This window comes from Halomonas sp. 3H (assembly GCF_024206005.1).
Taxonomy (GTDB): domain Bacteria; phylum Pseudomonadota; class Gammaproteobacteria; order Pseudomonadales; family Halomonadaceae; genus Halomonas; species Halomonas campaniensis.
Map to the genome: position 1 here is coordinate 3,723,569 of NZ_CP100360.1, position 14,718 is coordinate 3,738,286.

General features: G+C 68.8%; 18 protein-coding genes. 3 read left to right on the forward strand and 15 right to left on the reverse strand.

All coding sequences use genetic code 11. The features are described from left to right. Position 1 precedes the first annotated feature (1 nt). Positions 2 to 589, forward strand: a complete 588-nt coding sequence (locus NFC98_RS17095) for a cytochrome c oxidase subunit 3 family protein (RefSeq protein WP_254276093.1) — start codon at positions 2 to 4, stop codon at positions 587 to 589. A 4-nt stretch (positions 590 to 593) separates the two neighbouring features. Continuing rightward, positions 594 to 905, forward strand: a complete 312-nt coding sequence (locus tag NFC98_RS17100; RefSeq protein ID WP_254276094.1) for a cytochrome C oxidase subunit IV family protein — start codon at positions 594 to 596, stop codon at positions 903 to 905. 158 nt (positions 906 to 1,063) lie between these two features. On the opposite strand, the gene NFC98_RS17105 is transcribed toward NFC98_RS17100, so the two are convergent. The 15 genes from NFC98_RS17105 to NFC98_RS17175 form a co-directional block, all read right to left on the reverse strand. After that, complete coding sequence (locus NFC98_RS17105) at positions 1,064 to 1,276, reverse strand: hypothetical protein (protein ID WP_254276095.1); 213 nt, start codon at positions 1,274 to 1,276, stop codon at positions 1,064 to 1,066. A 12-nt stretch (positions 1,277 to 1,288) separates the two neighbouring features. Next, complete coding sequence (locus NFC98_RS17110; protein WP_254276096.1) at positions 1,289 to 3,229, reverse strand: nitric oxide reductase activation protein NorD; 1,941 nt, start codon at positions 3,227 to 3,229, stop codon at positions 1,289 to 1,291. 168 nt (positions 3,230 to 3,397) lie between these two features. Then, positions 3,398 to 4,207: a CbbQ/NirQ/NorQ/GpvN family protein gene (locus NFC98_RS17115; RefSeq protein WP_254276097.1), complete on the reverse strand. Its 810-nt coding sequence runs from the start codon at positions 4,205 to 4,207 to the stop codon at positions 3,398 to 3,400. 58 nt (positions 4,208 to 4,265) lie between these two features. Then, on the reverse strand, positions 4,266 to 5,612 hold the full coding sequence (locus tag NFC98_RS17120) for a cbb3-type cytochrome c oxidase subunit I (protein WP_254276098.1): 1,347 nt from the start codon (positions 5,610 to 5,612) through the stop codon (positions 4,266 to 4,268). A gap of 50 nt (positions 5,613 to 5,662) precedes the next feature. Further along, on the reverse strand, positions 5,663 to 6,109 hold the full coding sequence (locus NFC98_RS17125; RefSeq protein WP_254276099.1) for a cytochrome c: 447 nt from the start codon (positions 6,107 to 6,109) through the stop codon (positions 5,663 to 5,665). Positions 6,110 to 6,348: 239 nt separating this feature from the next. Next, positions 6,349 to 6,666 (reverse strand): carboxymuconolactone decarboxylase family protein, encoded by a 318-nt coding sequence (locus NFC98_RS17130; protein ID WP_254276100.1) that lies wholly within the window; start codon positions 6,664 to 6,666, stop codon positions 6,349 to 6,351. A 78-nt stretch (positions 6,667 to 6,744) separates the two neighbouring features. Further along, a complete protein-coding gene (locus NFC98_RS17135; RefSeq protein WP_254276101.1) occupies positions 6,745 to 7,140 on the reverse strand; it encodes a SirB2 family protein in 396 nt (131 codons plus the stop codon). Positions 7,141 to 7,160: 20 nt separating this feature from the next. Next, on the reverse strand, positions 7,161 to 8,357 hold the full coding sequence (locus NFC98_RS17140; protein WP_254276102.1) for an NnrS family protein: 1,197 nt from the start codon (positions 8,355 to 8,357) through the stop codon (positions 7,161 to 7,163). 104 nt (positions 8,358 to 8,461) lie between these two features. After that, complete coding sequence (locus NFC98_RS17145; RefSeq protein ID WP_254276103.1) at positions 8,462 to 9,988, reverse strand: nitrite reductase; 1,527 nt, start codon at positions 9,986 to 9,988, stop codon at positions 8,462 to 8,464. Further along, positions 9,985 to 10,854, reverse strand: coding sequence for a uroporphyrinogen-III C-methyltransferase (gene cobA, locus NFC98_RS17150; protein ID WP_253446906.1), 870 nt, complete (start codon positions 10,852 to 10,854; stop codon positions 9,985 to 9,987). Before cobA ends, NFC98_RS17145 begins: the two co-directional genes overlap by 4 nt. 48 nt (positions 10,855 to 10,902) lie before the next feature. After that, positions 10,903 to 12,102, reverse strand: a complete 1,200-nt coding sequence (gene nirJ / locus NFC98_RS17155) for a heme d1 biosynthesis radical SAM protein NirJ (RefSeq protein ID WP_254276104.1) — start codon at positions 12,100 to 12,102, stop codon at positions 10,903 to 10,905. A 24-nt stretch (positions 12,103 to 12,126) separates the two neighbouring features. Beyond that, on the reverse strand, positions 12,127 to 12,654 hold the full coding sequence (locus tag NFC98_RS17160; RefSeq protein WP_254276105.1) for an Lrp/AsnC family transcriptional regulator: 528 nt from the start codon (positions 12,652 to 12,654) through the stop codon (positions 12,127 to 12,129). Further along, positions 12,629 to 13,105 (reverse strand): Lrp/AsnC family transcriptional regulator, encoded by a 477-nt coding sequence (locus NFC98_RS17165; protein ID WP_254276106.1) that lies wholly within the window; start codon positions 13,103 to 13,105, stop codon positions 12,629 to 12,631. The genes NFC98_RS17160 and NFC98_RS17165 overlap by 26 nt, the downstream gene beginning before the upstream one ends. After that, positions 13,102 to 13,620, reverse strand: coding sequence for an AsnC family protein (locus tag NFC98_RS17170; protein WP_254276107.1), 519 nt, complete (start codon positions 13,618 to 13,620; stop codon positions 13,102 to 13,104). The genes NFC98_RS17165 and NFC98_RS17170 overlap by 4 nt, the downstream gene beginning before the upstream one ends. Next, the gene (locus NFC98_RS17175; RefSeq protein ID WP_254276108.1) at positions 13,617 to 14,090 is read right to left on the reverse strand and encodes an Lrp/AsnC family transcriptional regulator; all 474 of its coding nucleotides are present in this window, start codon (positions 14,088 to 14,090) and stop codon (positions 13,617 to 13,619) included. Before NFC98_RS17175 ends, NFC98_RS17170 begins: the two co-directional genes overlap by 4 nt. A gap of 252 nt (positions 14,091 to 14,342) precedes the next feature. Here NFC98_RS17175 and NFC98_RS17180 point away from each other — a divergent pair, with 252 nt between their 5' ends. Then, the gene (locus NFC98_RS17180) at positions 14,343 to 14,699 is read left to right on the forward strand and encodes a cytochrome c (protein ID WP_254276109.1); all 357 of its coding nucleotides are present in this window, start codon (positions 14,343 to 14,345) and stop codon (positions 14,697 to 14,699) included. Positions 14,700 to 14,718: the final 19 nt, after the last annotated feature.

The following is a 14,718-nucleotide window of genomic DNA, read 5'->3' on the forward strand; positions in this document are numbered from 1 at the left end:
GATGAGCAATCACGACGTCGTCCGCGAGAGTTCGCTTCCCAACCCCGGCTGGGGGCCGCTCTCGGCACTGCCGGGCAACCCGCTGATGTGGGTGCTGATCCTCAGCGAGATGCTGGTGTTCGCCGCCTTCTTCGGCCTGTTCGCCTGGCTGCGCGCCGGCGAGCGCGAGGTGTTCGACGCTTCCCAGCAGCTGCTCGACCCGGTGGCCGGCGGCCTCAACACCCTGGTGCTGCTGACCAGCGGGCTGTTCGCGGCCCTGGCGGTGCAGGCCATCGGCCGAGGCGAGCGGCGGCGCTGCCGCCAGTGGCTGGGCGGGGCCTTTGCGCTGGGGGTGGTGTTCTGCGTGGTCAAGGTGGTGGAGTACGCCGACAAGCTCGGCCAGGGCCTCATGCCCGAGACCAACACCTTCTTCACCTTCTACTACCTGCTGACCGGCTTCCACTTCGCACATGTGCTCTTCGGCCTGGGGTTGATCGCCCTGGTGGCCTGGAAGCTCTCCCACGACAACGTGGAGACCGCCGCCGCCTTCTGGCACATGGTCGACCTGATCTGGATCCTGCTCTACCCGATCCTCTACCTGCTGAGGTAAGCCCATGGGCGACACGAAGCGTATCGGAGGCGACGCGGCCACCCGCCGGCTGCTGATCACCTGGGCGGTGCTGATGGGCCTGACCCTGATCACCATGGCCTCGGCCCGGCTGGGCGGGGAGGCGCGCCTCGAGGCGCTGCCGCTGTGGTCGGCGGGCCTGCTGCTGGCCACCACCTTCTTCAAGGCCCACCGGGTGCTGATGGTCTACCTGGGCCTGAGCGCCTCGACGCCGGCCTGGCGCGGCGCCTTCACCGGCCTGACCCTCTTCACCCTGCTGCTGGTGGGCGCCGGCTACCTGGTGGCCCAGGCGGCTTGAATCTGCACCTCACTGTCGCGAGAGGCGCCGGGGGCAGACCGAAGAGGAGGTCCTACGCCAGGGATGGCGTCGGTAGCGTACAGGGAGGTATTCACAGCGCCTCCTCTGCGGTCTGACGCCGGATCAGCCTCGAGCGCCATTGCCACGAATGAAAGGGATCAGGGAGGCGGGCCGACGCCGGCCCAGTCGGCCAGGCGGCGGCCCAGCCAGATCAGTCCCCACACCGCGAAGGGCACCACGAACATCACCAGGATGCCCCAGTCGCGGGTGTTGATCAGCCAGGCCAGCGGGGTGATCACCGCCAGGGCCACCAGCAGCCCCACCACCACGGCAATGGCGGGACGGCGATTCGACACGCTGTCGTTTCTCATGGCCGGCCCTCCTCAGTGACCGATGATCTGGCGGTAGATGCCCGGCAGCGCCTGGGCCAGGTGCTCGGGCCGGTTGACGATGGCGTAGCTGCCGCGGCCGAACAGGTGCGAGACGTACTGGTGCGCCTCGCGGTCCACGGTGACGCCGAACACCCGCACCTCCTGCTGGCGCGCCTCGAGCACCGCCTTGCGGGTGTCCTCGATGCCGTAGCGCCCCTCGTAGTAGTCGGTGTCGTTGGGCTTGCCGTCGGTGATCACCAGCAGCAGGCGGTGGCGATTGGGTCGCTTGGCCAGTTCCCCGGTCACGTGGCGGATCGCCGGCCCCATGCGGGTGTAGTGGCCGGGCCTGAGGGCCGAGACGCGACGCGCCACCCGCTCGCCCATCGTCTCCTCGAAGCCCTTGATGGTGTTGACCCACACCTTCTGGCGGCGATGGGAAGTGAAGCAGTGGATGGCGTAGTCGTCGCCGCAGCCGGCCAGGCCGTGGCCCAGCACCAGCAGCGCCTCCTTCTCCACGTCGAGCACCCGGCGGTCGTCCAGCCAGGCGTCGGTGGAGAGCGAGACATCGATCAGGATATCCACCGCCAGGTCGCGGGCCTGCTCGCGGGCCGACATGTAGAGGCGGTCGCTGGCCTCGCCGGTGGCGGCCAGGTCGCAGCGCGAGCGGATCACCGCGTCCATGTCGAGATCAGAGCCGTCGACCTGGCCGCGCAGGATCTCGCGACGCGGACGCAGCGCCTCGAACTCCCGGCGCACCCGGCGTATACGCCGCCGGGTGGCGTCGTCGGGCTCCCACTGCTCGCCCTCCTCGCTCTGCAGGTCGGTGATCACCTGGCAGTGGTCGGGCAGGTAGCGCTGCTTGCGGTAGTTCCACTCGGGGTAGAGCTGCTTGCCGCGCAGCCGTTCGCCCAGTGCCTCGTCCGGCGGCAGGTCGAGGTCCACCTTGAGCCGGGTCGCCGCCCGCTGCTTGTGGGGGCTGATGACGATCTCCTCGATCTGCTCGGCGGCGCGCTTGGCCTCCTCGTCCTCGTTGTCCTCCACCAGGCGGTTGAGGTTCACCATCTCGGTCCAGGAGAGCATCTTCTCGAAGCGGTTGGCGACCAGCGGGTCGTTGCGCTCCGACTGGTCCTGGTGGCGCCGCTCGGCCTTGCGCTTGCCCTCGCTGGCCTGCTGGGCGCTGTTGGCCTCGCCGTCGTGGGGATCCTCGTCGTCCTCCTCGCGCCCCAGACCCGTGCCCAAGTCGACCACCTGGCCCCACAGCGGCACCGGCAGCGGGGGGCGATAGCCCCGCGGCGCCCGGAACGCCGCCAGGGAGACCGCCGGGTCGGCCACCGCGGCGGCCATGGAGGCGGCCCAGCCCTCCAGCGGTGAATCATCGCCCAGCAGGGCCCGCAGCGTGGCCTCCAGGGCCTGCTCCATGGGCGGCAGCTTGCGCCGCACCGGGCGCACCGCCAGCAGCGCCGCACAGAGGCCGCGATAGCGCCCGGCGAGGCCGGGGAAGCGCGCGAGGGCCGCCTCGGTGGCCCGCATCGCCTCGCGCAGCCGGGCCAGGTCATCCTGCAGCGGGTCGGCGTGGCGCGCCGGATGTCGTGCCACCGCCAGGTAGGCGGTCAGCCAGAAGTAGAGGTCGCGGTTGAGGCGGGCCTCGGGGAAGACATCCAGGGTCGGCGGCAGCAGCAGGTGCTCCTCGTCGCGACGCGCCAGGTCCACGGCCTCGTCGTCGAAGCCGAGCCGCTGGCGCAGCGAGAGTCGGTGCGACGAGCTGCGCGCCACGATGGCGGCGACCTCCAGGCCACACTCGCCGCCGCTGGCGCGGAAGAAGACGCCGAGCACGTGGCGCAGCTCCTCCAGGGCCACGGCGGCTTCGGGATGGCGCCGGTAGCTGGCGGCGCTGGAGGCCCAGCGGTGCCAGTGGCGGCCGACGAGCTCCTCGACCTCGAGAAAGTGCAGCATGGTGAATCTCCTGACGTAGACTCGTATCGGCGCCTCTTTGCTCGGGGCTGATTCGGCGGCAGGCCTGCGAGGAGGCGCTGTGAATACCTCCCTGTACGCTACCGACGCCATCCCTGGCGTAGGACCTCCTCTTCGGCCTGCCCCCGACGCCCCTCACTATCGAATGCTTCAGCCAAAGGTGGCGTTGATGGCTTCCATAAGCCCTTCCTGGACGTCCAGATCGTCGGTCAGCGGCTCCACCAGGGTGGCGCGGGTGGCCTCCAGGATCGGCATGCCGGCCTGGATCAGGGTGGCGCAGTAGACCAGCAGGCGCGTGGAGACCCCCTCCTCCAGGTCCTGGCCCTTGAGCTCGCGCAGGCGGGCGGCGAGGTTGACCAGGGCGGCACAGCGCTGGTGGGACAGACCGCTCTCGCGGGCCACGATGCCACACTCCACGTCGGGGGGCGGGAAGTCGAATGACATCGCCACGAAGCGCTGGCGGGTGCTGGGCTTCAGGGACTTGAGGATGTGCTGGTAGCCGGGGTTGTAGGAGACCACCAGCATGAAGTCGTCGGGCGCCTCGAGCAGTTCGCCGGTGCGCTCCAGGGGCAGCAGGCGGCGGTCGTCGGTCAGCGGGTGCAGCACCACGGTGACGTCCTTGCGCGCCTCGACCACCTCGTCGAGATAGCAGATGCCGCCCTCGCGCACGGCGCGGGTCAGCGGGCCGTCGACCCAGCGGGTCTCGCCACCCTGCAGCAGGTAGCGGCCGGTGAGGTCGGCGGCGGTGAGATCGTCATGGCAGGAGACGGTGAACAGCGGCCGCCCCAGCTTCTCCGCCATATGGGTCACGAAGCGGGTCTTGCCGCAACCCGTGGGTCCCTTGAGCAGCAGCGGCAGGTGCTGCCGGTAGGCCTGCTCGAAGAGGGCGCATTCATTGCCGACCGGCTGATAGAAGGGCAGCTCCCGGTCGAACTCGGACACCGTTGCGGTATGGGACATGGGTCACTCCAGGGGTTTCACCGGCGGGCCGCGGCAGAGGCCACGACCCGCCAGGGGCTCACTCGGTGGCAGACAGCGGCTTGCTGGTGGCAGGCACCTGCTCGCGCGCCGGGCCGAAGACCGCGTAGATGAACATCACCGCGGCGAGGCCGACGAAGATGCCGGTGCCGAAGCGGAACACGTAGAAGAGATCGAGCTGATCCTGGATCTGCATGAAGTTCATGCCGAGCACCCGCTGCAGGTGGGTCTGGACGACGCCTGCGAAGGTCAGGGTGAAGGTCATGAACCACATGGCGGAGGTCATGATCCAGAAGGCCCACATGTTCAGCACCTGGTTGTAGGGCTGCACGCGGCGCAGCTGCGGCATGGCGTAGGTGATGACGCCCAGCACCAGCATCACGTAGGCGCCGTAGAAGGCCAGGTGGCCGTGGGCCGCGGTGATCTGGGTGCCGTGGGTGTAGTAGTTGATCCACGACAGGGTGTGCATGAAGCCCCACACGCCGGCGCCGAAGAAGGCCACCGCGGCACTGCCCATGGTCCACAGCATGGCGGCCTTGTTCGGGTGGTTGCGGTTGCCCTTCCAGAACATGTAGAAGGCGAACACCACCATGGCGAAGAACGGGATCACCTCCAGGGTGGAAAAGATGCTGCCGATGGGCTGCCAGTAGCCGGGGGTGCCGATCCAGTAGTAGTGGTGGCCGGTGCCCAGCAGGCCGGAGAACAGCGCCAGGCCGACGATGACGTAGAGCCACTTCTCGATGATCTCGCGGTCGACGCCGGTCATCTTGATCAGCAGGTAGCCGAGCAGGGAGGCCATGATCAGCTCCCACACGCCTTCCACCCAGATGTGGACGATCCACCACCACCACAGCTTGTCCAGCGCCAGGTTATCGGGGTTGTAGAAGGCGAACAGCCAGAACACCGCGGCCAGCCAGAGGCCGAGCATCAGCACCATGTTGATGGCCGTCCTGCGCCCCTTGAGCATGGTCAGGCTGGTGTTGAACAGGAACATCAGGAAGGAGATCGTGATGAAGATCTTCGCCCAGAGCGGCTGCTCGAGGTAGTGGCGCCCCTCGTGGATGCCGAACTGGTAGCTGATCAGGGCCCCGGCGCCGGCGATGGCGAAGATCGCCAGTTGCAGATAGGCGAGGTTGGGGCTGTAGATCTCGTTCTCGGCCTCCTCGGGCATCAGGTAGTAGGTGCAGCCCATGAAGCCGATCAGCAGCCAGACGATCAGCAGGTTGGTGTGGCTGGTACGGGTGATGTTGAAGGGCATGGCCTCGGACATGAAGTGAGGCCAGACATAGGCGGCGGCGGCGGCAAGACCGAAGACGATCTGCAGCGCGAACAGCGCCATCGCGACCATGAAGAATGGCAGGGCCACCTTCTGCGTTTCATATTTCATCGGTTCGGCTCTCCTGGGTTCGGGAATCCGGCGGGGTCATGGCGTCCGGATCAACCGGCCGGATGGGGCGGCCAGCCCTGGGTGTCGATGGAGTCGGTCCATTCGAAGAAGTCGATCAGCGCCTGCATCTCTTCGTCGTTGATCTCGAAGTAGGGCATCTGACGACGGTTCGGGGCACCGGTGGGCTGGGCACGCATCCAGGCCGCCAGGGCCATGCGGGCCCCCTCGGGGTTGTCGTGGCCGCCGTAGCGGGTCCAGACGTTGCCGATCTCCGGTGCGAAGTAGGAGCCTTCACCGAGGATGGTGTGGCAGTTGATGCAGTTGTGTTCCTCCCAGACATGCTTGCCCTGCCGCACGGAGTCCGTCATCGGCTGGGTGGACGTATTGACGATGTAGAAATGGCTGTGAGCCGTCAGCGCGGCAAACACCAGGAAGAAGAACAGCGACCCGCCATAGAAGATATTGCGGGCAGCTGCCTTTGTCAGGCCTTCGGTCATGGACCATACCCCCTTGCTCGTCTTGCATTCTTGTCGAAACCGGCGGCCCGCGTTTGCCGCTGCGCACCCGCCGTTTCCGCCCCCTTTAATATGCATTCAGCATGCATGTTAAAGAGTAGCAGTCGGAACCCGTCCATGACTTTGACGAGGGTCAATAGGGAGTGGCCGGAATGCGGCAACGGAGGCTTGCCAGACGCGGCAAGGGGGGAAGCCGGCAGCGCACTGCCGGCAGGGAGGAGTCACGCCTCGGTGAGATCCTCGATCCAGGTCAGCGCCGCGACGCCGCTGGGCAGGCCCAGGGTCGGGATGGCCAGCATGGCCACCTGCTTCAGCGCCTCGGGGGACTCGCCCTCCTCCAGGCCGCGGCGGGCATGGGAGTGCACCGCGCCTTCGGAGCGCGCGCCCACGGCCAGCGCCAGCTTGACCAGGCGGCGGGTACGGGCATCCAGGGGGCCCGCCTCGGCGCACGCCTTGCCCAGGGCGGCATTGGCGTCCCACACCTCGGGAAACTGCTCGGCGACCTTGCCGGCGCCGGAGGGAAGATCCTGTTGGCTCATGAAGTCACTCCTTGTCGGTGGTTATCGGACACTCCGGCCCAGTATAGAGAGCCGCGAGCCCCCGCGTCATGCCGCGCCTCAGCCAGCCGCCAGCCAGGAGAGCGGATCATGGCGGATCGCTGCCCCCAGCATGTAGAGGAAGGTGACCACCGCGGCCAGGGCCGCGGCACCGCGTACCGCGGGCGTGGGGCCGCGCTTGATCGCCACCGTGCCCAGCCCGATGTAGAGCAGCAGGGCGATGAGCTTGGCGGCCAGCCAGGGGTGCTGGTGGGGCCACATCTTGAGCATCACCATCAGCAGCACGCCCAGCGCCAGCAGCAGGGTATCGATCAGGTGGGGCAGTACCTTCACCCAGCGGCGCTGCCGCCAGGGCGACTCGCGTACCGACCACCAGGCCCGCAGCATGAAGAACAGCAGGCTCAGGGTCGCGGCGGTGACATGCAGGTGCTTGATCATGAAATAGTGCTCGAGCATTGGCAGCCTCCCTTGCGCCGTCAGCCATCCTTGCCGTCGACCCGGCCCGTGGTCAACGGCACCGTGTAGTGGAAGAGGAAGATCAGGTAGGCGATGCACCAGAAGACGATGCTCAGGTTGTAGGTCCAGTGGGTGATCTGCGGGAACATCGCCAGCACCGGCGAACGCAGCAGGGCGCCGGCGAACATCAGCCCCAGCGCCACCCCGATGCCCGGCAGGGTGCGGATCGGCCGGCCGGTGTGCCCCAGCGAGACCCGCGCCATCATCGCCAGCATCATGGAGGCGATGCCGCCGATGGCCAGGGCATGCAGCGCCAGCTCCACCCGGAACACGCCGGTCAGCGCCAGGGCCCACATCACCAGCCCCACCACGATGAAGGCATAGCTCAGGTGCAGCCCCCACAGCAGCGGCTCCGCGAGGGTATGCTGCCCGCCCCAGCGGGCCAGGCGCACCGCATTGGCGGCGGCGGCCACCAGCATGGTCCAGCCCTGCAGGCCCCGGGGCAGTTCGACCCCGAGCAGCACCGCCAGCTGCAGCAGCACCACCGCATAGATCGACCACAGCGCCAGCCGCTCCAGCATCGGCCAGGCGACCGGCTGGGGGCGGTCGAGCCGCCGGGAGGTGAAGAAGGGGATCACCCGGCCGCCCAGCAGCACCATCAGGGTGGCGATCAACAGCACCCCCAGGTAGCCGCCCTCGCGGATCGGCGGCAGCTGGCCGCGCATCACCCCCAGGTGCATGGCCAGGTTGGCCACCGCCATGAGCAGGAAGAGCGGCACGAAGATCAGGTTGCGCCACTGCCCGGCGGCCACCACCAGGCGGCCCAGGGCCAACGCCGCCAGGGGCAGGAAGACCACGTCCACGGCCACCAGGACCCCGGCGGGGAGCCCCATGGGGAAGGCGATGAGCAGTCGCGCCGCCAGCCAGACGCCGACCAGGCCCAGCAGCGGCCCGCCGTGGAGGCTGCGCCGGCCGGTCCAGTTCTGCACCGCGGTGAGCAGGAAGCCCACCGCCACCGCGGCGCCGAAGCCGAAGATCATCTCGTGCTGGTGCCACCACATCAGCCCGCCATGGGGGCGCAGCAGGATATCGCCATGCCAGAAGGCGAACCACACCACCATGGCCAGCACGCTGAACAGCGAGGCCAGCAGGAAGAAGGGGCGGAAGGCGAGCCGGGCGACGGGCATGCCGGCCGGCTCGGGTTGGGGTGACGTCATGGCGAGATTCCCGACGGTTGCACTGGTGGTGTTGCCCCCATTGTGCCTTGCCCGGGACTGCCGGGACCATGACAGGTATCAAGAATGCTTCTTATCTCGACCGATCAGTGGCTGGTGCCCTCCTCGTACTGGGTCTTGTTCCAGACGTTGTACTTGCCCGAGGGCTTGCGCATGGGCATGCGGTCCAGCTCCTCCAGGGTGTTGGCATCGAGCTTCAGCAGGTAGCCGTCGTCGTCCCAGATGCTCAGCAGCAGGGTCTCGCCGCGGCGGTCAAACTCCACGTGGGCGGCGGTCTTGCCGGGCTCAGGGATCAGCGTCTCGACGATCTCCAGCGACTGCTTGTCGATGACGTGGATGCGGTCGTGGTGGGGGCCGAAGAAGACATCCACCCAGGCGTAGGGCGAGTTCTCGTGGCTGCGCATGAAGAAGCCGGGACCGTCTGTCTCGAGATGGGTGATCAGCGACCAGTCGCTCATGTCGAACACCGAGACCTGCCCCTTGTCGATGTGGGGGATCGCCATCACCCGGCGGCCGTCCAGCTCCCAGGTGATGCCGGCGCCCAGGTGCGGCATGCCCTCCAGGGGCAGGTCCGCCACCTTGCGCTCCTCGTCCATGTCGAACACCTGGCCGCCCTGGCCACCGCGGGCCGCACCCACGATGTAGCGGTACTCCTGGTCGAAGAAGAAGTCGTCCAGGTAGTCGGGGGCCTCCATGCGGTGCAGCGCGAAGTCGCCGACGATGGCCTCGTCGCCCTCGGCGCGCTCCTCGGGCCAGCGGATCTCCCACACCTCGGGAATATCGCGCAGGGCCGCCACGAAGCTGTTGCGCGGCGGCGCGGTATAGACGGCACTGACCCGCGAGGTCTCGCCGTCGAGCCCCTCCACCGGGATCACCGCGATCAGGTCCAGGTCACGCGCGTCGAGCAGCACCAGGCTGTGGGGCAGGTAGTTGCCGGCCAGCACGTAGTGGCCATCGGCGGAGACGGCGATGTTGCGCATGTTGATCCCGGCGCGCACCTCGGCGGTGACCTCCAGGTTGTAGATATCGTACTTGGTCACCCAGCCGTCCCGGGAACCGAAGTAGACATAGCGGCCGTCAGGGCTGTACTTGGGGCCGCCGTGCAGCGCATAGCGGCTGGGAAAGCGAGCGATGCGCTCGAAGCGGTCGCCGTCGAGCAGGCTGACATGGTGGTCGCCGATCTCCACGACGATGAAGAGGTTCTTGAGGTCCTCGACCTCGAACACCGGCGTATCGGGCAGGCTGCCGTAGGGGTGGCGCACCTCGTGGCTGGCCAGGATGTCGGTCTCCTCCCAGCTGGGCTCGTGCTCGGGCGGCGTGAAGATCCACTCGGCCAGCGCCGCCACCTCCTCCTCCGCGAGCAGTTCCCGGTAGGCGGGCATCTGGGTGGCGGGTCGGCCGTCGCGGATCACCGAGACCGCCTCGTCGTGCTTGAGCCGCGAGAGGTTGTCCGGCAGCAGCGCCGGCCCGATGCCACCCAGCCGGCTCACGCCGTGGCAGATGGCACAGTGGCGGTTGTAGAGCATGTTGGGGTCCGGCGCTTCGGCCAGGGCCGGCAGCGCCGGCGCCAGCAGCCCCAGCAGGCCACCGAGCAGCAGGGCGGGTCGTATCACAGGGCGACCCTCCCGGGCATCGGGTGGGGGAAGGCGGCCAGCGCGGCATCCGGCTCGCGGGCCAGGCGGGTCATGGCCGGCGCCAGAGTATCGGCGAGGGTCACCACCTCGCCCACCACGATCAGGGTGGGGGGCCGGAAGGCCTCGCGCTCGATCACCTCGACCAGATCGCCCAGGGTGGCCAGCACGTGGCGCTGCTCCGGGGTGGTGCCGCGCTCCACCAGGGCGACCGGGGTGGCGGCGGGCATGCCGTGGCGCTGCAGCTCGCGGCGGATCATCGCCGCGTTGGCCAGGCCCATGTAGAACACCGTGGTGTGGTGGGGCACGGCCAGGGCCGCCCAGTTCAGGTCCAGCTCCCGGTCTCCCTTGCAGTGGCCGGTGACGAAGGTGACGCTCTGGGCGTAGTCGCGGTGGGTCAGCGGAAAGCCGGCGTAGCTGGAGCAGCCCGAGGCGGAGGTGATGCCCGGCACCACCCGGAAGCCGATGTCGTGCTCGATCAGGGCCTCGGCCTCCTCGCCGCCACGTCCGAAGATATAGGGATCGCCGCCCTTGAGGCGCAGCACCCGCTCACCCTCGCCGGCCAGCCGCACCAGCAGGGCGTTGGTCTCCTCCTGGGTCAGGGCGTGGCAGCGCGAGGCCTTGCCCACGTAGAAGCGACGCGCTTCGGGCCTGGCCATGGCGAGGATCTCGGCGGAGACCAGCCGATCGAACACCAGGCAGTCCGCCTGCTGCAGCAGCGACAGGGCGCGCAGGGTCAGCAGCCCCGGGTCGCCGGGGCCAGCGCCGACGATGGCCACCTCGCCGCGGCCCAGCGGCGCCTCGTCGAGGTCGAAGCTCAGGTGTTGTGTCTTGCGGAATGCCGTCATGGCTCGCTCTCCCGGGATGTCACGGTCATGGTCGTCGCCTCGCGCGGCTCAGAGCTCGGTGGCCTGGATGGCCTCATAGGGCGCCGCCACGCGCCGGTCATGGCCCTCGTCGACGCCGATCTCGGCGTTGGTCAGGTAGCAGCCGGGATCCTCCTCCCAGGGATCGCCGGTCACCTTCCAGGCCCGCACGCGAGTATTGCCGTTGCAGATGTCGAGGAAGCGACACTCGGCACAGCGTCCCTTGAGCGGCCGCGGGCGCTGGCGGAAGCCGGCCATCAGCGGATCGGAGCTGTCCCGCCAGATCTCGGAGAAGGGGCGGCTGCGCACGTTGCCCAGGTCGTGGTCCCACCAGAAGGTGTCGGGGTGGACGTTGCCGAGGTTGTCGATGTTGGCGATATGCTCACCGGAGGCGTTGCCGCCCCAGTTGACCAGGCGCTGCTTCAGGTCGTCGGCCTGGTCGGGGAAGTGCTCACGGGCCCACATCAGCAGGAAGGGGCCGTCGGCGTCGTTGTTGCCGGTGACGTACTCGCGCTCCACGCCACGCGCCAGCTCTGCGCGGCAGTGGTCGAACAGGCGGGTCATGGCGTCGCGGGTCATGCGGTACCAGGCGTCCTGCTTGCTGTGTCGCCGGCCGCGGCCGCCGTAGTTGAGGTGCGAGAGGTAGAACTTGTCGACGTCATGCTCGTCGAGCAGCGCCAGGATGTCGCCCAGCTGCTCGTAGTTCTCGCGGGTCAGGGTGAAGCGCAGGCCCACCTTGATGCCACGCTCCTTGCACAGTTTCACCGCGTGCATGGACTCCCGGAAGGCGCCCTGGCGCTGGCGGATCACGTCGTGGGTAGCCTCGAGACCGTCGATGCTGATGCCCACGTAGTCGTAGCCGACGTCGGCGATCTCGTCGATGTTGGACTCGTCGATCAGGGTGCCGTTGGTGGAGAGCCCGGTATAGATGCCCAGCGCCCTCGCCCGCCGCGACAGCTCGAAGATGTCCGGGCGCATCAGCGGCTCGCCGCCGGAGAGGATCAGCGCCGGCACCCGGAAACCGTGCAGGTCGTCGAGCACCGCATGAGCCTCGGCGGTGGAGAGCTCCCCGGCGAAGTCGATGTCCGCCGAGGTGGTGTAGCAGTGCTTGCAGGTCAGGTTGCAACGGCGGATCAGGTTCCAGATCACCACCGGGCCCGGCGGCTTGCGGGCCGGCGCGAGCGGCGCCGGTTCCATCAGGGACTTGATATAGCGGGTGACGCGGAACATGCGGACCTCCTCCTGCGGCGGGCCTCAGCCCGGCCGGTCGGACCGCCCTGCGAGCCGCAGGCCGGTCTTCTTGAGAATGCGAGAGCTGTAGAGGATGCGATGGTCCCGGCAGGCACTGCCGAGCAGCTCGCGAAGGGTGTCGGCCTGCGCTTCCACCTCGGCGCGGGTGCGCCCGTGGAGCATGGCGAACAGGTTGTAGGGCCAGTCCGGCAGGTGGCGCGGGCGCCGATAGCAGTGGCTGACGCCGGGCAGCCGGGCCACCTCGCGACCGAGGCGGTCGATCCGGGCGTCGTCCACGTCCCATACCGTCATGCCGTTGGCCACGTAGCCGAGCCGGTAGTGGTTGGGCACCGCGGCGACCCGGCGCACGATGCCCACCGCCTGCATCCGCGCCAGGCGATCGCGCACCGCCTCGCCGGAGAGGCCCAGCGGCCGGCCCACCGCCCCCCAGGGGTCCGGCACCAGCGGCAGCCCCGCCTGGGTGGCCAGCACGATGGCGCGATCCGTGGCGTCCAGCCCCGCGGCGTCAGACGGGCAGGTGGAGACGGACATGGAATTCCTCCTGCTTGGGCATGTTGAACACGGGCAGGCCGGTGGCGGCCTCGATCTCGGCGATCACCTGGGCGATGCGCTCCGGGGCCTCGGTGGCCAGCACGAACCACATGTTGAGGCGGTGCTCGCGGCGGTAGTTATGGGCCACCTCGGGGAAGGCGTTGACCGCCTCGACGACGGCGTCATAGTCCCGCTCCGGCACCGCCAGGGCCGCCAGGGTCAGGCCGCCGCCGAGGCGCTCGGCGTGGTACATCGGGCCGAAGCGGCTGAGCACGCCGCTCTCCAGCAGCCGCTCCAGGCGGTAGAGCAGCTCGCCTTCGGAGAGGCCGAGCTCCACGGCCACCGCGGCGTAGGGCGAGGCGACCAGCGGCAGGCCATCCTGCAGGCGATTGATGATGCGCCGGTCGGCGGCATCGAGCTCCGCCGGCGGGATGGCATACGCGGTGGTCATGGGCGCTCCTCGCGGGTATAGCGGCCACCGCGCTGCCGGTAGGCCTTGAGGCTGAACAGCACCCAGTGGGGAAGGGCGTGCAGGGCGTGGCCTTCGATGATCTCGTCCAGGGCGGCCAGCACGCGCTCGCGGCGGGTGCCGTGGATCATGCAGAACAGGTTGTAGGGCCAGTCGGGCAGGCGACGCGGCCGGCGATAGCAGAGGGTCACGGCGGGCTCGGCAGCCAGCCGGCGGCCCAGCTCGGCCACCTCGGCATCGGGCACGTCCCACACCACCATGGCGTTGGCGCAGATCCCCAGCGCACGATGCCTGACCACCAGCCCGAGCCGCTTGACCAGGCCCTCGGCCTGCCAGCGGGCCATGCAGGCCATCACCTCGGCCTCGCTCATGCCGCACCGCTCGGCCAGCGCCTGCCAGGGGCGCGGCACCAGCGGCAGGCCCTGCTCGACCAGGGCGCGCAGGCGGCGCTCGGCGAGGGGCTCTGCGCAGGCGAGAGCCGGCTGTCGGGCGTTCATGGCGCCTCCAGTTCATGCCAGGGGATCGGGAAACCGAGGTCGATATGGAAACCCTCGAGCATCGGCAGGCGCAGGATCTCGCGCTCGAGCTCCGCCTCCAGAGCATCGAGGCGAGCCTCGAGGACGGCCTCGTCGGGCGCGGTCATCACGAACCAGAGGTTGAAATCGTGCTCTCGCAGGTAGTTGTGGTTGACGCCGGGGGCGCGGTTGATCGCCTCGGCCACGGCATCGCGGGCTTCCTCGGGAACGGCCACGGCGGCCAGCAGGCTGGCCCCGGCGCGGGCGTGGTCGAAGACTGGGCCGACACGGCTCAGCACGCCGCTCGCCTGGAGCCGATCGAGACGGCTGATCACCTGATCCTCGCTGGCGTCCAGGCGCTCGGCCATGGCCGCGAAGGGACGCTCGCAGACCGGCAGGCCACGCTGGTAGAGGTCGATCAGTTGGCGATCCAGGGAGTCGAGTCTGGCCATCAGGCGCTGTGCCTCCGAACCGATAAGATGCTTTCATGAAGCATCTTACCTGCACGGCATCGCGGGCAAGCGGTGATCTCCACCGTGGTTGACGCAAGTCAAAAGAGGTATTTTCAATGCGGCTTCATGACCCAATGGCCTTCTCAACCCGCCCTACGATTGATATCCGTCAAGGCGCCACCCCGCCGCCGGTCGGACACTGCAGCCAGACCCGCCGTCGCCGGCTGCCGACATCCGCTGCGAGAGACGTCCATGCTTCCGTTCGCCCGATTCCTGATCTGCCTGAGCCTGCTGCTGCCACTCACGGCGGTGGCCGGCGACGGCGAGGCCTCGCCCGATGCCGAGCGCCTCGATGCCGAGCGCCTCGAGACCCTGCTCTACCAGGACTGCGGCTCCTGCCACGGCATGACCCTGCGCGGTGGCCTCGGCCCCGCCCTGCCCCGGGACCGCATGCAGGCGCTCAGCCCCGAGGCGCTTACCCACATCATCCGCCACGGCATCCCCGGCACCGCCATGCCCGGCTGGAAGGCACTGCTCAGCGAAGCGGAAGCCCGCTGGATCGCCGACCACCTGCAGACCGACAACCGCCTGAAGTCCCTGGACGACTGATGCTCCCGAGGAGACCCCC

Excerpts from the sequence above, each read along its gene's own strand:
- NFC98_RS17130 (WP_254276100.1), bottom strand. The coding sequence starts at position 6,666 with ATGAGCCAACAGGATCTTCCCTCCGGCGCCGGCAAGGTCGCCGAGCAG.
- NFC98_RS17135 (WP_254276101.1), bottom strand. The coding sequence starts at position 7,140 with ATGCTCGAGCACTATTTCATGATCAAGCACCTGCATGTCACCGCCGCG.
- NFC98_RS17115 (WP_254276097.1), bottom strand. The coding sequence starts at position 4,207 with ATGTCCCATACCGCAACGGTGTCCGAGTTCGACCGGGAGCTGCCCTTC.
- NFC98_RS17170 (WP_254276107.1), bottom strand. The coding sequence starts at position 13,620 with ATGAACGCCCGACAGCCGGCTCTCGCCTGCGCAGAGCCCCTCGCCGAG.
- NFC98_RS17180 (WP_254276109.1), top strand. The coding sequence starts at position 14,343 with ATGCTTCCGTTCGCCCGATTCCTGATCTGCCTGAGCCTGCTGCTGCCA.
- NFC98_RS17175 (WP_254276108.1), bottom strand. The coding sequence starts at position 14,090 with ATGGCCAGACTCGACTCCCTGGATCGCCAACTGATCGACCTCTACCAG.
- nirJ (WP_254276104.1), bottom strand. The coding sequence starts at position 12,102 with ATGTTCCGCGTCACCCGCTATATCAAGTCCCTGATGGAACCGGCGCCG.
- NFC98_RS17100 (WP_254276094.1), top strand. The coding sequence starts at position 594 with ATGGGCGACACGAAGCGTATCGGAGGCGACGCGGCCACCCGCCGGCTG.
- NFC98_RS17110 (WP_254276096.1), bottom strand. The coding sequence starts at position 3,229 with ATGCTGCACTTTCTCGAGGTCGAGGAGCTCGTCGGCCGCCACTGGCAC.
- cobA (WP_253446906.1), bottom strand. The coding sequence starts at position 10,854 with ATGACGGCATTCCGCAAGACACAACACCTGAGCTTCGACCTCGACGAG.
- NFC98_RS17105 (WP_254276095.1), bottom strand. The coding sequence starts at position 1,276 with ATGAGAAACGACAGCGTGTCGAATCGCCGTCCCGCCATTGCCGTGGTG.
- NFC98_RS17095 (WP_254276093.1), top strand. The coding sequence starts at position 2 with ATGAGCAATCACGACGTCGTCCGCGAGAGTTCGCTTCCCAACCCCGGC.
- NFC98_RS17160 (WP_254276105.1), bottom strand. The coding sequence starts at position 12,654 with ATGTCCGTCTCCACCTGCCCGTCTGACGCCGCGGGGCTGGACGCCACG.
- NFC98_RS17140 (WP_254276102.1), bottom strand. The coding sequence starts at position 8,357 with ATGACGTCACCCCAACCCGAGCCGGCCGGCATGCCCGTCGCCCGGCTC.
- NFC98_RS17165 (WP_254276106.1), bottom strand. The coding sequence starts at position 13,105 with ATGACCACCGCGTATGCCATCCCGCCGGCGGAGCTCGATGCCGCCGAC.
- NFC98_RS17125 (WP_254276099.1), bottom strand. The coding sequence starts at position 6,109 with ATGACCGAAGGCCTGACAAAGGCAGCTGCCCGCAATATCTTCTATGGC.
- NFC98_RS17120 (WP_254276098.1), bottom strand. The coding sequence starts at position 5,612 with ATGAAATATGAAACGCAGAAGGTGGCCCTGCCATTCTTCATGGTCGCG.